The following is a 17,358-nucleotide window of genomic DNA, read 5'->3' on the forward strand; positions in this document are numbered from 1 at the left end:
CCTACATGAACGACCGCAACAAGCGCATAAGAAAGGAGTAGCCGTGGCGAAGGACACCCGCCCGTACTTCACGCTCACGAATGAGTACCCGCGGCACCGCAAGATCCGCACCCTGTCAGACAAAGCATTCCGGCTGCACGTCGAACTCATAGCGGACTGCAACGAGGCGAAAAGCGACGGGAAGTTCAGCCAGCACGAACTGAACATGCGCGGCATCAAAGCAGGCAAGGAACTCATCTCAGCGGGCCTGGTCGAAGAGACAAAGGACGGGTACCAGCTCCACGACTACCTCAGCCACCAACCCTCGAAGCTAGAGATCGACCAGCGCCGGCAAGAGAAGCAGGAACGCGGCACCAGAGGCGGTAAAGAGTCAGCACACAAACGCTGGCACGTGGACCGTGGAGTGTTCAAAGAGGACTGCGAACTGTGCGTGAGCGTCCCGAACGGTGCATAAGCGGGATAAGCAGAACTGTAAGCGGCCGCTTACAAAACGCTATAGCAAATCCATAGCAAACCTGTAACCCAAAATAAGCACCAACACCAACACCTATATAGCTACTCACCTAAGTGTCTATCTCACCTTCTGTTTGGGGTGCTTTTTAGAGAGATGGGTGAAAGTTCTCAATCAATCGTCACTTAAGTGAGGGCACCCGCCGAGACATCTGATTGAAGGAAGGAGCAACCATTGATCACCGAAAACCAAGCCAAAGCGCTGGCATCCCTACTCCACGAAATCAGGCCACGCTGGTCCGCCCCGGCCATGCTGAAACTCTTGGAGAAGAACCACACTCACCCCGCCCCGTTCGCTGACATCGCGGCGGCTGCAGTCAGCGCAGCCCGCGACCCACTCATTGACACACCCGGGGCTTTCCTCCACGACCAACGCTTCTGGCCACAAGAGACCCGCAAACACCTCCCACGGCCCGCACCATGCCAAGACCACATCGGAGAACCCGCCCACCAATGCCGGTGCTGCAACGCCGACTACAAAGCAGGCATCCGACCCATGGACATGATCGGCCGACACTACGACCCACCCAACATCTACGAACCCCACATCGAAGACAACAAAGCCCCGGCAAACGCTGGGGCTTAGCCATACCCAAGGAGAAACCAAATGACCATGACCCGATCCAAGATCGAAGGCGCCATCACTGAAGCGCAACGCTTCATCAGCAAGGCCGAGTCCGCCCTTGAGCGGATCAACGCCGAAAACGAACGGCGTGACACCACCTACCAAAGCGACCACAGTTGGGGCTCAGCAGAGACAGGGGCACTCCGCCGTGCATCCCTGGACCTCACCCGCAACCTCGCAGAGCTCCGGAAGTGACCGCCATGAAATTCCGCCTCGGCGACACCGTCCGCGTCATCGACCGTGCTGACTACCACTTCGACCAAGTAGGCCGCGTGACCAGCATCGATAAATCACCCACTGCCATGATGCCTTTCCGCATAACCGGCCTAAACCCCATCAGCCCACTCTGGTACGCCCCAGACGAACTCATCCTCGCCGACAAGGAGCCACACGCATGATCCGCAAAGAAGGCAAAGCACGCTGGGTGTTTACGTGCGAGGAATGCGCCGTCCACGCAACCTACCCAGACCACTTCCGCGCCATCGAACGCAAGCAGCGGCACGTGCAGACCTTCAAGCACTTCGGGAACAGCATCGGGGCCACAGTCCGCGAAACCTTCCAGCCCCTCATGGACGCCTTCGGATGGGGCCGCCTCGCACCATGGCAAGAACAAGCATTCGCACGCTCACTCTGGGAGGACCTCAAATGATGATGATCCACGTATTCGTCCCTGGGGATCCTGTCCCACAAGGATCCGTTGAGCTCTGGCGCGGCCGCATCGTCGGCGTCAAACCCGAACTCGCCGCCTGGCGACTCGCCATCCGCAAAGCCACCCTCGCCAAACACACCGGCGAACCACTCGACGGACCAATCACAGTCAGCATGGTCTTCCAACTCAAACCACCACAGCGACCACGATGGCCACTCCCCGCCGTCAAACCAGACCTCGACAAACTCACCCGCGCAGTCTTCGACTCACTCAGCACCACCAAACACAAGAAGACCAAAACCGTCATCCCCGGAGTCATCGTGGACGACGCCCGCATAGTCAGCTTCCACGCCGCCAAAACCTACCACGGCAACCCCGGCGTCCTCATCACCATCACACAACCAGCAAAGGAGGCAATGTGACGGAGCAAGAACACCACCACCATCTTGAGCTGGACGTCCACAAAGGCTGGAAGTGCACACTCTGCGGCGAACAATTCCCACTCGACTACCGAGGTGAGCGAACCGATACAAAAGATCCCGCAGGCAGGGAAGTCGAGGCAGCCCTGGCCAAGTACCGCCCAAACGTCGCAGCAGACATTCTTGCCGCCGCCCAGCCTCTCATGGCCATCGCATGGGATGAAGGCTACAAGCAAGGCGGCCCAATGCATGACGTGAACATGGACGACCCGGACGCCCACACCCGCAACCCGTACAGGAGGCAAGAATGAGTCACGAGTGCACCACGGACGGCTGCCTCAACCACACAGACACCTACCTCTGCCCGCAATGCGTCCGCGACCTCCAAGCATGGCTAGACAAGGTCCCCACACTCATCACGGCACTCACGGTCACCATCGCCAAACTCGACCACGTACGGCCCGTAGGAGGCGGCTGGAACGGCGGCGGCAAACCAGGATCCGCCGCACCACTCAACCTCGACGCACTACAACTCCAAGAGAACCTCAAGAGCGTCGGAACAAGCGCCAAGGACTACGCCCACGACGAACGAGCAGCAGGCCTCGCCTGGCTCATCCAAGACTGGGTAACCAAAGCCGAACTCCTGGTATCCGGGCCCGAAGCGGAGATGGTGGACCACGCAGCCAACAAAGCCAAACTCAAAGCAGCCAACCTCCAACCCATGCCCACAAGGCAACTACTCCCATGGCTCCGAGACAAAGCAGGCGTCCACCTCATCAGCCAACGCATCCGCGACTGGGTACGAGACGGGCACCTCAAAGCAGCAAGCAACGACGGCCAACCCGCATACCACCCAGCAGACGTGATCGACGTCTGGCAACGAATCGGGAGGAAATAACACCGATGTAATTGCCCACTGTCAAATGTCCTGTTAAAGTGTGGGTAGAGCGCGGCAGAGCTGGCTCTACACTCAGGTTCCACCAACACGGTGGGACCTTTTTTGTTTGCCCTCACCCCCCCATGGAGGCCGACATCTCGCAGTCCAGCGATACGGACACCGCCGCTCGTCGAGACGACGCCGGCACAAAGGGCGTGCCAAGCCAAGGCATTGCTGACCGTTCGAGCCGGTCCACGTCCACTGATCGAAACGCACGCCGACCAACAACAGAAAACGCGGCCTAGCAAAGTAGATCACCACATCCCATAGCTGACGGATGGGTGAGACCGCAGCAACGCCGGACCCGGTCACGGTGCACCACGGCCGGGCCTGGCACCAACCATGTGAGGACACCATGGCAAGCAGCAGGACAGGCACAGCGAACTGGCAACGAGTACGCAAACAACGACTCGACCACGACCGAGACGCAGGCCTAACCAACTGCCCACGCTGCGGCATCGGACTCGACTGGGTCTACACACGCCGCCCCAACAGCCCCGAACCAGACCACATCATCCCATGGTCAAAAGGCGGCCTGGACACGTTCGAAAACACGCGAACCATCTGCCGACAATGCAATCAACAGCTTGGCGGGCTCCTAAACCGCAAGAAATCAAGACCCATTGTCAACACCGTAGAGCTAGAAACCGGCACAAACTGGTAGCCAGGGAGCCCAAAGAGGGGTTATCCACAGGCCCCCAGGGGGTATACCCCAGGACCCCCCACCCGCCTAGCCCCACCCTGCATAGCGATCTCTCCCCGCGTTTTTTCCACACAGCCCGTCAGGAGGTGGCGGCATGTCTAAGAGCCCGTTGCGTGCTGTGGGTCCTGATGAGAAGGCTGAGCGCACTGAGCCTAAGACGGTCTTGGAGGCTGCTGAGTCTGGTGATCGTGTTGCTGAGTTGATGGCTATGCGTCGTGTGATTGCTCGTGCTTTGGACAACGAAAACACTTCTCCCCGGGATCTCGCTGCTTTGTCTCGTCGCCAGATTGAGATCAGCAAGGAGATTGATGCCTTGAGGCGTCAGAAGCTCGAGGAGGAACGAGAGAGTGACATCTCCGCCGACGAAGAGTGGTCAGAGGAAGCTATCTGAGGTTGCGCGGCATATTTGCCGGCCGACTGGGATTGTTTCGACTGGGTTCCCGCCTGTGCGTGACCGGGCGAAGGCCATGGGTATGCCGATGGATCCTTGGCAGGATGGCGCGGCCCGTTTGGCTTTGGCTAAGCGTGAGGATGGACTATACGCGGCCGGCATCGGTGGTGTGGTTCTTTCGATTCCTCGGCAGGTCGGCAAGACGTATCTGATCGCTGCCATCGTTTTTGCTCTTTGCACTATCTTCCCGAACTTGACTGTGATCTGGACGGCTCACCGGACCAGGACTCACAACGAGACGTTCAAGAAGATGCAGGGCATGTCTCGCAAGCCGAAGATCGCCCCGTACATCGAGAATGTCCGGGCGACTAACGGTGAGCAAGAGATCATGTTCAAGAACGGGTCTCGGATCTTGTTTGGCGCCCGTGAGTCTGGTTTTGGCCGTGGCTTCGATGAGGTTGACATCCTTGTGCTGGATGAGGCCCAGATCCTTACCGCTGATGCGATGTCGGATATGGTGCCGGCGACGAATGCGGCCCCGAATGGTCTTGTGTTCATGATGGGAACCCCGCCGCGGCCCAAGGACCCTGGCGAGGTGTTCACGAACGTCCGGCAGGCTGCCCTGAACGGGGACCCTGACACGCTCTACATCGAGTTTTCTGCCGATAAGGGCGCGAGCTTGGATGATCGGAAGCAGCTAGCGAAGGCGAATCCTTCCTATCCCCACCGGACCAGTGACGCGGCGATTCAACGCATGCGGAAACTGTTGGGCTCCGATGAAAGCTACCGCCGCGAGGCTTACGGCGAGTGGGATGAGGAAGCTCTTACCAAGAAGGCAATCAAGGTCAGCGCTTGGAATGGTTTGAAGATCAGCCAGGACGATGTTCCTGATGATGACAGCCGGCAAGTGTTCGCGGTGAAGTTTGCGATTGACGGTTCCGCCGTGGCACTCGCGGCTGCACGCCGGCCAGACGTCGGCGCTGTCCATGTTGAGGGCATCAAGATGTCATGGATGGCGGACGGGACGCGCTGGCTTGTGGATTGGCTGCTGGAACGTCATGAGCGCGCCGCGCAGATCGTCGTTGATGGCAAGTCCGGCGTTGGTTATCTCGTGAATGCACTCATTGAGGGTGGTGTTCCGAAGTCTGTTATCTGGACTCCTGGAACTGATCAGGTGGTCGCGGCTCATTCAATGCTTGAGGCGGCCATCGTGTCCCATGACAAGGAATTGTCCCACCTCGGCCAGAAGGACTTGGACGACCAGGTTAAGACTGCTGAGAAGCGGAAGATCGGCGCGACTGGCGGCTTTGGCTGGGCTGCTCCGGAAGGCGAGAGTGTGGTTTTGCTGGATGCTGTGACCCTTGCCCATTGGGGCGTAAAGACGACGAGACGCCGACCAGGCAGAAAGGCGGGTTTCCTGTGAGTGCATGGACCGCCACTGACATTACTGGCCTGCGGATTGACAACGTAACTGTGGATGAGCTGTCGAAGATCCGGAGCTTGCTTGCTGAGTGGAGCGCCCGTCGAGACAAGAACTTGAAGCGGTCGCTGTACTACGACGGTGAGCAGGCGTTCAAGGATCTCAACCTGATGCTTCCCCCGCAGTTGAAGAACGCGAAGTTCTATCTGGGGTGGGGCACGATGGCTGTCCGGAAGGCTGCGATTCGTTCGCAGTTCGAGGGGTTGCGGCTGCCTGGCTCTGAGGATCCTTTGGGCTTGGGCCGGACGCTCACGGAGAACAACTTTGGTTTGGAACTCTCCCAGGGGATTGTTTCGGCGTACAAGCATGGCCCGGCTTTCGTCACTGTGGCGAAGGGCGATGTTGGTGAGCCTGATGTTCAGATCCAGTCGCATTCTGCTGAAACGTCCGCGGCGCTGTGGGATCGTCGCCGCCGGCGTATCAGCGCTGCCCTGACGATCTCCGCTTTCAGTGACGACCGCCCGTCTGAGTTCATTGTGTACCTGCCGGATGTGGTTCTTCGCTGTGCTCGTAACGCACTTGGGCGCTGGCGGGCTGAACGGATCGAGAACAAGATCCGCCGGACTCTTGTGGAGCCGCTGACTTACGATCCGCAGTTGACGAAGCCGTTTGGCCGTTCGAGGATCACTCAGCCAGTGATGGCTTTGTGTGACATGGCCGTCCGGGCTTATGTCCGCATGGAGGGCAACGCGGAGTTCTATAGCTCCCCGCAGCTTGCTATTGAGGGTATCGACCCGGATTCGTTCGGTGAGGTTTCGGAGTCGAAGAAGTTCAAGCTTGCGATGGATCGTCTGATTGCTTTGACTCGTGATGCTGACGGTAACGCGCCGAGCATCAAGCAGTTGCAGCAGGCGACGATGACGCCTCACTCGGACATGCTCCGGACGGTGGCATCGGCGTTCTCTGGTGAGACTGGCATCCCGTTGAACTCGTTGGGTGTCATCCATGACAATCCGGCAAGCGCTGAGGCGATCCGGGCCGCGGAGCATGACCTGCTGATTGATGTGACGTACCAGAACAAGTATGTGCTGAGTAACGCTGTGGCTAACGTTGCGCGGCTGGCGGTCATGGTCCGTGACGGGCTTACGGAGCCGTCTGCGGAGTCGTGGAAGTTGTCGGCACGGTTCGCGGATCCGGAGTTCCGTTCGACGTCGGCAAATGCTGATGCTTACGTGAAGCTGGCCGGCGCCAATGAGGATCTGAAGAGCTCGCCTGTCCTGCTTGAGACGGTGTTCGATGATGACCAGGTTGAGCGGATCCAGGATGAGCGGAAGCTGAATCAGGCTGGCGGCTTGATTGGGCAACTGCTTGGCGTGCCTGCCGCAGGCGGCGCACCTGACGAGACGCAAAAGGCTGAGGCTGAGGTTTTGAACCTGAAGGCTGCCGCGCTGGGTACGCTCCGGCGTGCTGGAGTGGACGCTGAGTCGGCGGCGCAGCTTGTTGGCTTGGATGGTGTGAAGTTCATCCCGGGCCAGCCGATCACGATCCGCGCTGAGGGGGAATAGCTGAATGGTGGCACGGGAGGATATCGAGCAGTTCCGTGCCGCCAACAGTGAGCTCTCTAAGCGGGTGAAGGACACTCTTGAGGCGTTCGTGCGGTCGCTGGACTTCACCAAGCCCGAGTTGGTGCGTGATGCCCTGCTGGAATTCATGCCGGTACTGACAGCCCAGTATGGCTCCGTGGCGGCTTCGATTGCTGCGGAGTGGTACCAGGAGCAGCGGGCGGCTGATGGGGCTGTGGGGCGGTTCCGGCTGGCTCTCGCGGCCAACGTGCCGGCTGATGCTGTGCAGTCAAAAATTCGGTACCTCGCTGGCCATTTATGGACGCCCACGCCGGAGGCAATCGTTGGCCCGCTGCTGACCGCTGCTGACAAGTACGTGAAGCAGCCAGGCCGGTCAACGATGGCCCTCAACGCGAAGCGTGAAGGTGTGGCTTGGGCCCGCGTGCCCACGGGCGCCAAGACTTGCACTTGGTGCCTGATCCTCGCCTCTCGTGATGCTGTGTACGTTTCCGAACGGGCAGCCAAGAAGGACAAGAGTGGCGAGGACTATCACGGTGATTGTGACTGCCAGGCTGTCCGGATCGGTTCCAGCGCTGACTACCCTCCCGGCTATCTGCCGGATGACTACTACGACATGTACCAGTCAGCCCGTGATGAGGCTGGCTCGAATGACGTGAAGGACATTGCGGCTGCTTTCCGGCGGCTGCATCCGGACGCTGTGAAAGACGGCGTCCACACCCACTAAACTTCCGCGGTTCTCCCGCGAGGCGGTACGCGCCCGTAGCGCGGTTCAACATGCCCGACGGGGCCAAACGGAAAGGCGCATTCACATGCCTAAGAAGATGCTGCATGGAATCGACATCACCGCCCCCGGTGGTGTTCAGAAGCTCCTTGACTTTCACCGCCTGACTTTCGGCGATGCGGTCATGGAAGTTGATCCTGATGCAGGTACCGCAGCAGCGGGAGAACCGAACGGTCAGATTGCGGAGTTCAAGGCGCCTGCCAGTCAGGCCGAGTTGGACCGGATCATTCAGGACCGGGTGGCACGAGTCAAGAACCAGTTTGCGGATTATGACGATCTCAAGGCGAAAGCCGGGCAGGTTGAAACTTTCCAGTCGCGCATCTCTGAGCTTGAGGCCACAAACACTGAGCTCGACGGCAAGGTCAAGGGCTTCGCGGCAGAGAAGGAGCGTTCCGCGCTTCTTGCTGATGTCGCAACTGCCAAGAAGGTGCCGGCTGATGCTCTCCGCGGTTCTACCCGTGAAGAGCTTGAGGCCCACGCTGACCAGCTCGCCGCATTGCTCAAACCTTCCGGCCCAATTATCCCGGGCCAGGAAGTCTCGCCAGGCAACGTTCCGGCCGCTGATGACCGCGCTGCGGTCAAGCAGTTGTTCGGCAAAGACTAATCGAAAGGTAAAACCATGGCTGTTTTCGGTACCGCCGAAACTAAGGTTCTGCTGCCCCGCAATATCGCGGACGGCATGATCCAGCAGACCCGCACCCTGTCCACTGTCGCCAAGCTCTCCAATCGTGAGCCTCAGCGCTTCGGTGAGACTGAGTACATCACCTTCAACGACTTCCCCAAGGCTGAGTTTGTGGAGGAAGGCGCCCAGAAGGGATCCACCACGGGCGGCTTCGGCTCCGTGAAGTCCAAGCCCCACAAGGCTCAGGTCACCATGCGGTTCAACGAGGAAGTTCAGTGGGCCTCTGAGGACTACCAGCTTGACGTACTTGGCCAGCTTGGTAGCGCCGGTCAAGTCGCTCTTTCCCGCGCACTTGACCTCGGCTTGTACCACCGCATCAACCCGCTCACGGGTTCGGTTATCACCGGCTGGGACAACTATGTCACTGCGACGACCAAGAGCGTTGAGATCGCGACGGCGGAAGCTGACGCTGACCTTCGCGCCGCTGTCGGCCTGCTGGTTAACACCCCGACGTCGTGGGGTGTCAACGGCGTGGCCATCGACCCGAAGTTCGCATGGGCGCTCGCCAACCTGCAGACGAAGAACGCGGACGGTTCTCCTTCCGGCACGCAGCGTTACCCGCAGCTTGGCTTCGGCACTGACGTGACCTCCATCCTGGGCATCAACGCGGCCCAGGGCAACACAGTTTCGGGCACTCCAGAGGCTACTGACACGAAGGTTCGCGCCATTGTGGGTGACTTCCAGAACGGCATCCGTTGGGGAATCCAGCGCGAACTGCCGGTCGAACTGATCCGCTTCGGCGATCCGGATGGGCAGGGCGACCTGAAGCGCAACAACCAGATCGCACTGCGACTCGAGGTTGTTTACGGCTGGTACGTCTTCGCTGACCGCTTCGCCAAGATCGTGGATGCCGTCTGATGCCGCGGTTCACAAACAAGCAGTCAGGATCCCGCGTGAACGTCTCCGAGGCTGACGCTGTGCATCTCGGCCCCGATTACGTCCCCTACGAAGAAGAGACCGATGCCGGTGCCGCTACTGGCGGCGATCCGGCAGCCCCGTCTGGCGCGGAAAAGCCGGCAGGGAACGCTGGCCTTGCTGAGTGGCAGGCGTACGCGGCTGCTCAGGGCAAGACTGAGGAAGAGCTGAAGGACCTCAAGCGCGAGGAAATCAAGGCTCTCTTCGAGTCCGAGTAAGCACCACAACTAGGAGGTCAGGCCAATGGCCGATGTGACACCGTTCCCGTTCGCTACGTTGAGCGAGTTGAAGGATCGTTGGCCTGACTTCCCGGTTGGGGCTGATGCCTACGCCAACACTCAGTTGGAGGATGCGTCCCAGTTCATCCTGGACACTGTTCCGGCTGCTGGTGCGGCTGATCCGAAAACGCGCCGGCGGATTGTTTGCGCTGTCGTCAAGCGGGCAATGCCTGAGTCGGACGAAGCCGGCATGGAAAGCATTCAGCAATCCGGTGGACCGTTCTCGCAGACGTTCAAGCCGGTCAACCCGAACGGTGACTTCTACCTCACGAAACAGGAACGCAAGGCTCTTGGTGATGGTGTGCAGAAGGCTTTCGGTGTGACCATCGCAGGGCCAAGCACGGCGAACCATTTGCCATGGTGCAACCTGAACTTCGGAGCAACCTACTGCTCTTGCGGTGCGGACATCGCTGGTGAACCGATATTCGAGGGCGCCTGATGGGTATAGTCAAGCGCTTTCCGAGGAAGTGGCGCACTGATGTTGTGGTGCTGCGTGGTGGCGGTCGGGACGCTAAAGGCAACCCTTTGCCTGTCACTGAGATCCCGGTTCGGGATTGCATCGTGGCGCCGCGTGCAACGTCGGAGCCGGCGGACCGTGCGGACCTTGTTGCGAGTACGGCAGTTCTGTACCGGGATCCTGATCCTGGCTTTTCGTTCCTTCCCAAGGACCGGGTGCGGGTGCCGGCTGGTGCCCGGATGTCTGGTGAGTGGTCTGTTGATGGGTTGCCGGGTGAGTGGCCTTTGGGTGACGAGGTCGGATTAGTGAGGTCCTGATGGCACTTCGGAGTGTCCGTGGTTCACGGAACTACAAGGCGGATGATGCGGGGCTGAAGGAGTTGGCCACATATCAGACTGTTGGTGACGCGACTTTGGCGGCTGCTAAGCGGCTTGCTGGGAACGCGGAAGCTGTGGGCCGGGGCACGTACGAGGCGGCGCCAGCGACCGTTACGGCGGGCTGGGCTAATGAGCGCCGCGCCGGTGCTGTTGTTCGGGAGAAGTCGCACGATTACAAGGACGCCCGGGATTCGATTCTGCGCCGCGTCATTGAGGCCATGAAGGTGGTGGGTCAGTGATTGATGGTCTTGTTTTCCCGGATGTTCGTGAGTGCCTGACTGATTTGGTGGACGGCACGGAGCATTTGGACGAGACAGTCCGGATGGTGTGGCATTTGCCGGCCGATGATTACGGGGTGTTGCAGGGCCCGTTCCCGGTGGTGCTCGTGTACACGACTGGCGGCACCGAGGGCTACATCGATCGTGTGGACCGGGTGACGTTGGAATGCTACGCGCCGGGCACGCAGGCGGTAAACACGTTGGAGTCCATCAAGGCGTTCATCTGCGGGACCGATATCGAGACGGTTCACGGTTACTTGGATGGCATCAGCGTTGACCAGGTGCCAACGGATGTTCCGTACGCTTCGGACACCTTGAATAAGGCGGACGCGACTTTCCTGGTCACGTCCCGCCCTCTCTGAACCCCGAACGGGGATACCAAAAACCATTGCCCTTGAAAGGGGTTCATTGCCATGCCTACTTTTGACACTATCCGCCAGGAAGCTGATGACCGGACGCTGATCCGGAAGATTCAGAAGGCGGTTGCTTTCCTCGCGCCAACGAGCGTGGATCTTCCTGACACTCTGTTCACGGGCGCTGGGGCTCTCGTTGACCTGAAGGCTGCCGGATGGCTGCCCATCGGCATTGTCACGCCTGACGGATATGAGTTCGGCCGTGACGTTTCCAAGGAGGACGTCAGCGCTTTCGGTTACGCAGGCGCGGCACGTTCTGACGTGACCGAAGTTGCGCGGTCCATCACCCTGACACCGTTGGAGTATGGCCGCAAGCACATGCTTGAGCTGCAGAACGGCACGGACCTGACCGCCGTCACGCAGAACGCCACGACCGGTGAGGTTGTGTTTGATGAGCCGGAGCTGCCTGTTGGTCAGGAGTACCGCTTCCTTGTGATCGGCTCGGACGGGCCGGCGGACAAGAACTGGATCATCGGCCGCGGATACGGCTCGGTGAAGCTTGCTTCGACGGACTCCGAAAAGTGGGGTTCGAGCGACCCGGTCACTCAGCCTCTCACGTTTGACGTCTTCACTGACGAAGAGATCGGCACCCCTGTCCGGAAGTACATGGGCGGTACGGGCGCTAAGGCGGCCTCGACTGTCCTGGGCTTCACGCAGGGCACGCCGTAATAGACCGCGGGCCGCGCCACTTTTCCGGGTGGTGGTGGCGTGGCCCGCTTCAAACCCTCCAACCACCCGACAAGCCCAAGGGAGTCATCATGCCCCGCTTCACCAAAGAATCTGACGGCCGAACCATTGCGGTCGAAACTTCCATTCCTCGCGAAGCCGCTGAGCTCCGCGCCGGCGGGTTCACTGAGCAGAAGGCCAAGACGGCCGCTGTGAAGGAATCCGACGCGGCCAAGCCCGCAACCACACCCAGCAAGTAACCATGAGCCGATACGTCGTAGAAGGAATTCAGCGCGATCTTGCCAATGGTCTTCGCGTCGGGCTCGTTGGCTTTACGCAAGTCGGTGCGCATGAAGTGTTCTCCCGCGTTGCCGAGGTGATGGCCGAAACCGCAGAGAAAATCACGCGGACAAATGGCCGCGAGCGAATCACCTCAAGGGAGGGCGGCGAGCTACACATATTCTCCCGCCAGTCCCGTGCGATGAGGGGCGTCTCGCTTGACGTTCTCGTGATCCTCGACAGCCGCGCATACACCTATGGACAGTACACCGCACTAATGGAGGAAGCGCTGCCAATGCTTGACGCCAGCACTGACTCCGAGATCATCCCCGCATAAACAAACCAACCACCACCCGGAGGTAACACCATGGCTAACGACAAGCCAACCATCCACCTGTCCCTTTCCGCGCTCGAGGCTGAGGTGTCAAAGCCGGAAGCGTTCGTGCTTGCTCTTTCTGGCGGTAAGCGCATCACCTTCCCCGACCTATTTGACATGCCGGCGGACGAGGCAAACGAGTTCTTCAAAGACCTCGAACAGACTGGCCAGAATGACTTCTCCTTCTTGGAGAAGTGGCTGGCCCCTAAGGACTTCGAGGCGTACAAGGCTGAGAAGATCCCGCTCCGCGTTCATGCTGCCTTGATTCAGCGTGTCATGGACTACTACGAGCAGACGGTTGGGAAGCCGGGGGAAGGGCGCGCCTCCGCGAGCTCCTAACCCGCTACCGTCCGCAGATCCGCGCCGACCTCGCACACGAGTATCCCGGCGTGGATCTTGCGGAGTGGTTCGCGGGCAAGCGGTGGGTGGCGTTGCTCGAATTGATCGACATGCTGCCCGCCGCTTGCCGGCTCAACGAGGCTATAGCGAATGACCCTGAAGCGGCCAAAGCGATTGCTGAAGCGAGCCAGGGTAGGGCGAGTGATCCTTGGGCGCCGCGCACTTCCGAGTGGGATCTCAACGCGACTTTGTTGAGTGAGATTTCCAACGGGATCAAGGTGCTCACTGCCGCGACGATCAAGGCCAACGGCGGCAAGCCAGGCGATGTGAAGCCGTTCCCGACTCCGCAGACGAAGATTCAGGCGGCTATGAAGGCTGCTGAGCGCGAATGGGCTGTGCAGTTCGCCGGCCAGTTTGGTTTCTCCGCGGAGGACCTGTGACAACTCAATAGGAGGCCCTGTGCCCGTCATCGGCGTAGCTGAAGTGCTGGTCAAGCCATCGTTCAAGGGCGCTCAGCAGAGTGTTGCCCGCGAGTTGGATGGAATAGCTGAGGAATCAGGGCGCTCGGCTGGTGCCAGGATGGGCACGGCACTTGGTACTGCGCTGAAGGTTGGCGCGGTTGCCGTTGGCGGCGCCGCGATTACCGGGCTTGGCGTGGCACTCACCAAGGGCTTCGGTCGTCTGCAAGCTATCGAAAACGCCAAAGCCAAGCTGTCCGGCCTTGGCCATGACGTCGAGACGGTCACAGGCATCATGAACGACGCAATGGCCGCTGTCAAAGGAACCGCGTTCGGCCTGGACGAAGCCGCGACCGTTGCCGCTGGCGCTGTCGCCGCTGGCGTGAAGCCGGGCAAGGACCTGGAGCGCACTCTCCGGCTGACTGGTGACGCAGCGACTATCGCCGGCGTTGGCATGGGCGAGATGGGCGCGATCTTCAACAAGGTTGCATCCTCGAACAAGATCCAGGGTGATGTGATCGCCCAGCTCAACGACGCGGGTATCCCCATTGTTCAGCTCATGGCCAAGGAGCTCGGCAAAACGGCTGAAGAAACAGTCAACTTGGCATCTGAGGGCAAGATCAACTTCGAGATCTTCCAGAAGGCAATGGAGAACGGCCTAGGCGGCGCCGCTCTGAAGTCCGGTGACACGCTGCAGGGTGCTTTCAAGAACACCATGGCGGCTGTTGGTCGCATCGGGGCAAGCCTGCTGTCCGGTGTTTACCCCAAGATTCGGGACTTCTTCGCTGGCGCTATCGAGTGGTTGAAGCCGCTTGAAGAGGGTGCGAAGGTCGCGGGCGCTGCGATTGGCGACTTCCTGAACAAGGCGCTGACTGGCGCTCGAGGGCTTTATGACTTGATCGTAAAGGGCGACTTCACCGGCAAGCTCACAACCGCTTTCGGGTGGGAAGAAGACTCGCCATTTGTGGACTTTCTGCTGAAGGCCCGCGATGGCGCTATCGGACTCTATGACCTGATTGTGAAGGGCGACTACCAGGGCATGCTGCGTCGCACTTTCGGGTGGGAAGAGGATTCTCGGTTCGTTGGATTCCTCCTGACGGTGCGTGAAACCGTGCTGAAGATTCCCGACGCGTTGAAGAAGGTCATCGATGGCGGCGCTGACGTGGCCAAGTTCCTGTGGGACATGCGAGTCCCTATCGGAATCATTTCAGGCCTTATCATCACTGCCCTCATCCCGCACTGGGTTCGGCTTGGCATCGAAGCGCTGACATCAGCCGCAAAACAGAAGCTCTCGTGGGTGACAACTCAAAGTGCCGCGATCAAGTCAACCTACTCGCAGCTATGGGGCTTCGCGAGGATCATCGCCGGCTGGGTGGCCGCTGCCGCCGCGGCAGTTTCCTCAGGCGCTATCACTGCCGCTGTCTGGCTGATGTACCAGTGGGACTCTGTAAAGGCTGTTGCCGCGATGGTGGCCGCTCGAGCAGCAATCGTCGGTAGCTGGATACTGATGGGCGCCCAAGCAATGATTCAGGGCGCAAGGATCGCGGCTGGGTGGTTGCTTGCTATGGGGCCTGTCGGCTGGATCATCGGCATTATCGCGGCAGTTGTGGCCGCGTTCGTCTGGGCTTACAACAACGTCGGTTGGTTCAAGGACGGCGTTGACTCCGCTCTGCGCTGGGTCGGTGACGCCTTCACTTGGCTCTACGAAAACGCGATCAAGCCAGCCTTCGAAGGAATCTCGGCGGCAATCCGCTGGGTCTATGAGTCTGTGATCAAGCCGATTTTTGATGGCATCACGACGGCGGCGAACGTTGTCGGTGCGGTCTTCAACTGGCTGTACCTGAACGTCTTGAAGCCAGTGTTCGACTCGGCGAGCGTCATCATTGGCGGGTTCTACCTGTTCTTCCGGGGCGTGTTCCAGGTCATCGTGTCGATCATCATGAACATCGTTGTGCCGCTGTTCCAGTACTTCTGGGCTCGCATGGTTGAGGCGTTCGTTGGGATCGGCAACACGATTGCTGACTGGTGGAACGCGGCTGTGACGATTTTCAACACGGCTGTGACGTTCGTCCATGACGTCTTCGCTGCAGCGTTCACGTGGTTGTACGAGAACGTGGTGAAGCCGGTCTTTGACGGGATCAGCGCCGCTATCACGTGGGCGTGGAACAACGTTCTGAAGCCGACGTTTGACTCTTGGGTGTGGTTCTTCACGAAGGTAATCCCTGACGCGTTGAACTGGCTCTACCTGAACGCGGTCAAGCCTGTGTTTGACGCTATTGGGAACGCGGTCAATTGGGTGTGGCTGAACCTGTTGAAGCCTATCTTTGACACGTGGGTGAACGTCTTCATGGTTGTCATCCCGAACGCGTTGAACTGGTTGTACACGAACGGCATCAAGCCGGTGTTTGACAGCATCGGCGGGGCGATCAAGACGGCTTGGGACACGGTCATTAAGCCGGTGTTCGACTTCCTGACGAAGGCGATCAACGAGGACATTCCCAAGGCGTTCGAGACTGGTGTTGCTGCGATCAAGAAGATCTGGGAGGGCATCCAGGAGGTTGCGAAGGCGCCGGTGCGGTTTGTCATCGATACGGTCATCAATGATGGTCTGATTGGCGCGTTCAACACCATCGCCGGTTCGTTGCCGGGCGTGGACAAGCTCCCGCGTGTTGCCTTGCCTGCTGGTTTTGCTGATGGCGGCTACACGGGTGACGGCGGCAAGTACCAGCCGGCAGGCATTGTGCACGCTGGGGAGTTTGTCTTCACGAAGGAGCAGACATCCCGCGCCGGCGTGGGCAACCTTTACGCAATGGCGAAAGCCTTGTCTGGTTACGCGAAGGGCGGCCTTGTCCGTCCTATCGGCAGCGCCACGGTTTCGCAGCCTTTCAGTAACACGCACAACGGTATCGACTTCGCAGCACCCACCGGCTCGCCGGTTGTTGCTGCTGGTCCTGGCCGCGTGTCCTCTGCTGGTTGGTCATCGTATGGCGGCGGTAACGAGATCCACATTGATCACCCGAACGGGTTGCAGACCTGGTACGCGCACCTTTCATCGTTCGCGGTGAAGATGGGGCAGATGGTCACGGCCGGTTCCAAGATCGGCGAGGTTGGTTCGACCGGTAATTCCACGGGCCCGCACCTTCACTACATGGTGCTCAACGGTGGATGGCCGCACTACACCGACCCTGCCGCATACCTTGATGGTGGCGGCGAGGCTGGTGGGGCCTGGAACCCGCTTTCGGGGATCATCGACGGCCTGGTTGGCGCGTTCAAGAGTGCATTCCCACAGGGTGGCATGTTCGCTGACGTCGCTATCGGCGTCGGACACAAGCTGTTGAACACTGTCTCTGACTTCATCACTGGTCAGGGAGGTAAGGACAACGGTCTTGGGTCCACTGGGCTGCCGTATCTGCATGACAACGGCGGGGTGTTGAACCCTGGGCTGTCGCAGATCATGAACGCTACTCGCAAGCCGGAAGCGATCTTGACAGCTAGGCAGTGGGAAACCATGTACGGCCTCGCTGCGAGCGGCGGGAATGGGCCGGGCCTGAATATCGAGCAGCTCATTGTCCGTGACGCTGACGAGGCTGTCCGGAAGTTCGAGAACTCGCTGTCTGACATGCAAGCGGTCCACCAATAAGGCAAGGAGCCCCATGGGTATCAGTTATGCGATTCCTTATCGGCCGCCTGCGCCGGCTGCGAGTCCTTGGACTCGTCTCCGGATGACGTGGACAGCTAAGGGTGTGACGTGGCCGCTGACAAGCCCGGCGTCAGGGTTGTTCCTGATGCCGGGCATTCGGGGGCTGGGGACGGTCACCACGG

General features: G+C 59.8%; 25 protein-coding genes. All 25 read left to right on the top strand.

The features are described from left to right. The first annotated feature begins 43 nt into the window (after positions 1 to 43). The 25 genes from N5P29_RS04235 to N5P29_RS04350 all read left to right on the top strand — a co-directional run bounded on the left by N5P29_RS04235 (position 44) and on the right by N5P29_RS04350 (position 17,176). A complete protein-coding gene (locus tag N5P29_RS04235; protein WP_262277420.1) occupies positions 44 to 454 on the top strand; it encodes a hypothetical protein in 411 nt (136 codons plus the stop codon). A 231-nt stretch (positions 455 to 685) separates the two neighbouring features. Continuing rightward, positions 686 to 1,096, top strand: a complete 411-nt coding sequence (locus N5P29_RS04240) for a hypothetical protein (protein WP_262277421.1) — start codon at positions 686 to 688, stop codon at positions 1,094 to 1,096. A gap of 21 nt (positions 1,097 to 1,117) precedes the next feature. Then, positions 1,118 to 1,330 carry a hypothetical protein gene (locus tag N5P29_RS04245; protein WP_262277422.1) on the top strand — a complete coding sequence of 71 codons (213 nt, stop codon included), beginning with the start codon at positions 1,118 to 1,120 and terminating at the stop codon, positions 1,328 to 1,330. Next, positions 1,327 to 1,533 carry a hypothetical protein gene (locus tag N5P29_RS04250; RefSeq protein ID WP_262277423.1) on the top strand — a complete coding sequence of 69 codons (207 nt, stop codon included), beginning with the start codon at positions 1,327 to 1,329 and terminating at the stop codon, positions 1,531 to 1,533. Before N5P29_RS04245 ends, N5P29_RS04250 begins: the two co-directional genes overlap by 4 nt. Continuing rightward, the gene (locus tag N5P29_RS04255) at positions 1,530 to 1,784 is read left to right on the top strand and encodes a hypothetical protein (protein WP_262277424.1); all 255 of its coding nucleotides are present in this window, start codon (positions 1,530 to 1,532) and stop codon (positions 1,782 to 1,784) included. The genes N5P29_RS04250 and N5P29_RS04255 overlap by 4 nt, the downstream gene beginning before the upstream one ends. Beyond that, positions 1,781 to 2,206 carry a RusA family crossover junction endodeoxyribonuclease gene (locus N5P29_RS04260; RefSeq protein ID WP_262277425.1) on the top strand — a complete coding sequence of 142 codons (426 nt, stop codon included), beginning with the start codon at positions 1,781 to 1,783 and terminating at the stop codon, positions 2,204 to 2,206. The genes N5P29_RS04255 and N5P29_RS04260 overlap by 4 nt, the downstream gene beginning before the upstream one ends. Then, positions 2,203 to 2,514, top strand: a complete 312-nt coding sequence (locus N5P29_RS04265; RefSeq protein ID WP_262277426.1) for a hypothetical protein — start codon at positions 2,203 to 2,205, stop codon at positions 2,512 to 2,514. The genes N5P29_RS04260 and N5P29_RS04265 overlap by 4 nt, the downstream gene beginning before the upstream one ends. Then, positions 2,511 to 3,101 carry a hypothetical protein gene (locus tag N5P29_RS04270; RefSeq protein WP_262277427.1) on the top strand — a complete coding sequence of 197 codons (591 nt, stop codon included), beginning with the start codon at positions 2,511 to 2,513 and terminating at the stop codon, positions 3,099 to 3,101. Before N5P29_RS04265 ends, N5P29_RS04270 begins: the two co-directional genes overlap by 4 nt. Before the next feature lie 394 nt (positions 3,102 to 3,495). Continuing rightward, entirely contained in the window at positions 3,496 to 3,804 is a 309-nt protein-coding gene (locus N5P29_RS21075; protein WP_410007911.1) for an HNH endonuclease, read from the top strand. A gap of 133 nt (positions 3,805 to 3,937) precedes the next feature. Beyond that, positions 3,938 to 4,234: a hypothetical protein gene (locus N5P29_RS04275; protein ID WP_262277428.1), complete on the top strand. Its 297-nt coding sequence runs from the start codon at positions 3,938 to 3,940 to the stop codon at positions 4,232 to 4,234. Positions 4,235 to 4,316: 82 nt separating this feature from the next. Next, the gene (locus N5P29_RS04280) at positions 4,317 to 5,657 is read left to right on the top strand and encodes a terminase large subunit domain-containing protein (protein ID WP_262277429.1); all 1,341 of its coding nucleotides are present in this window, start codon (positions 4,317 to 4,319) and stop codon (positions 5,655 to 5,657) included. Beyond that, entirely contained in the window at positions 5,654 to 7,219 is a 1,566-nt protein-coding gene (locus tag N5P29_RS04285; protein ID WP_262277430.1) for a phage portal protein, read from the top strand. The genes N5P29_RS04280 and N5P29_RS04285 overlap by 4 nt, the downstream gene beginning before the upstream one ends. Before the next feature lie 4 nt (positions 7,220 to 7,223). Then, a complete protein-coding gene (locus N5P29_RS04290) occupies positions 7,224 to 7,961 on the top strand; it encodes a VG15 protein (RefSeq protein ID WP_262277431.1) in 738 nt (245 codons plus the stop codon). Between the two features lie 85 nt (positions 7,962 to 8,046). Next, on the top strand, positions 8,047 to 8,622 hold the full coding sequence (locus tag N5P29_RS04295; RefSeq protein WP_262277432.1) for a hypothetical protein: 576 nt from the start codon (positions 8,047 to 8,049) through the stop codon (positions 8,620 to 8,622). Between the two features lie 15 nt (positions 8,623 to 8,637). Next, positions 8,638 to 9,558 carry a phage major capsid protein gene (locus N5P29_RS04300; protein WP_262277433.1) on the top strand — a complete coding sequence of 307 codons (921 nt, stop codon included), beginning with the start codon at positions 8,638 to 8,640 and terminating at the stop codon, positions 9,556 to 9,558. 35 nt (positions 9,559 to 9,593) lie between these two features. After that, the gene (locus N5P29_RS04305; RefSeq protein WP_262277434.1) at positions 9,594 to 9,833 is read left to right on the top strand and encodes a hypothetical protein; all 240 of its coding nucleotides are present in this window, start codon (positions 9,594 to 9,596) and stop codon (positions 9,831 to 9,833) included. Between the two features lie 25 nt (positions 9,834 to 9,858). Next, positions 9,859 to 10,332 (top strand): hypothetical protein, encoded by a 474-nt coding sequence (locus N5P29_RS04310; protein WP_262277435.1) that lies wholly within the window; start codon positions 9,859 to 9,861, stop codon positions 10,330 to 10,332. Positions 10,333 to 10,666: 334 nt separating this feature from the next. Beyond that, on the top strand, positions 10,667 to 10,966 hold the full coding sequence (locus tag N5P29_RS04315) for a hypothetical protein (protein WP_262277436.1): 300 nt from the start codon (positions 10,667 to 10,669) through the stop codon (positions 10,964 to 10,966). Then, a complete protein-coding gene (locus N5P29_RS04320) occupies positions 10,963 to 11,367 on the top strand; it encodes a hypothetical protein (RefSeq protein WP_262277437.1) in 405 nt (134 codons plus the stop codon). Before N5P29_RS04315 ends, N5P29_RS04320 begins: the two co-directional genes overlap by 4 nt. A 51-nt stretch (positions 11,368 to 11,418) precedes the next feature. Beyond that, on the top strand, positions 11,419 to 12,087 hold the full coding sequence (locus N5P29_RS04325; protein WP_262277438.1) for a hypothetical protein: 669 nt from the start codon (positions 11,419 to 11,421) through the stop codon (positions 12,085 to 12,087). Between the two features lie 89 nt (positions 12,088 to 12,176). Then, positions 12,177 to 12,344, top strand: coding sequence for a hypothetical protein (locus N5P29_RS04330; RefSeq protein WP_262277439.1), 168 nt, complete (start codon positions 12,177 to 12,179; stop codon positions 12,342 to 12,344). A 2-nt stretch (positions 12,345 to 12,346) separates the two neighbouring features. Continuing rightward, entirely contained in the window at positions 12,347 to 12,700 is a 354-nt protein-coding gene (locus tag N5P29_RS04335) for a hypothetical protein (protein WP_262277440.1), read from the top strand. 30 nt (positions 12,701 to 12,730) lie between these two features. Continuing rightward, positions 12,731 to 13,078, top strand: a complete 348-nt coding sequence (locus N5P29_RS04340) for a hypothetical protein (RefSeq protein WP_262277441.1) — start codon at positions 12,731 to 12,733, stop codon at positions 13,076 to 13,078. A gap of 50 nt (positions 13,079 to 13,128) precedes the next feature. Further along, positions 13,129 to 13,518: a hypothetical protein gene (locus N5P29_RS04345; protein WP_262277442.1), complete on the top strand. Its 390-nt coding sequence runs from the start codon at positions 13,129 to 13,131 to the stop codon at positions 13,516 to 13,518. Between the two features lie 19 nt (positions 13,519 to 13,537). Further along, entirely contained in the window at positions 13,538 to 17,176 is a 3,639-nt protein-coding gene (locus N5P29_RS04350) for a peptidoglycan DD-metalloendopeptidase family protein (RefSeq protein ID WP_262277443.1), read from the top strand. Positions 17,177 to 17,358: the final 182 nt, after the last annotated feature.

It is taken from the genome of Paenarthrobacter sp. JL.01a (genome assembly GCF_025452095.1).
Taxonomy (GTDB): Bacteria; Actinomycetota; Actinomycetes; order Actinomycetales; family Micrococcaceae; genus Arthrobacter.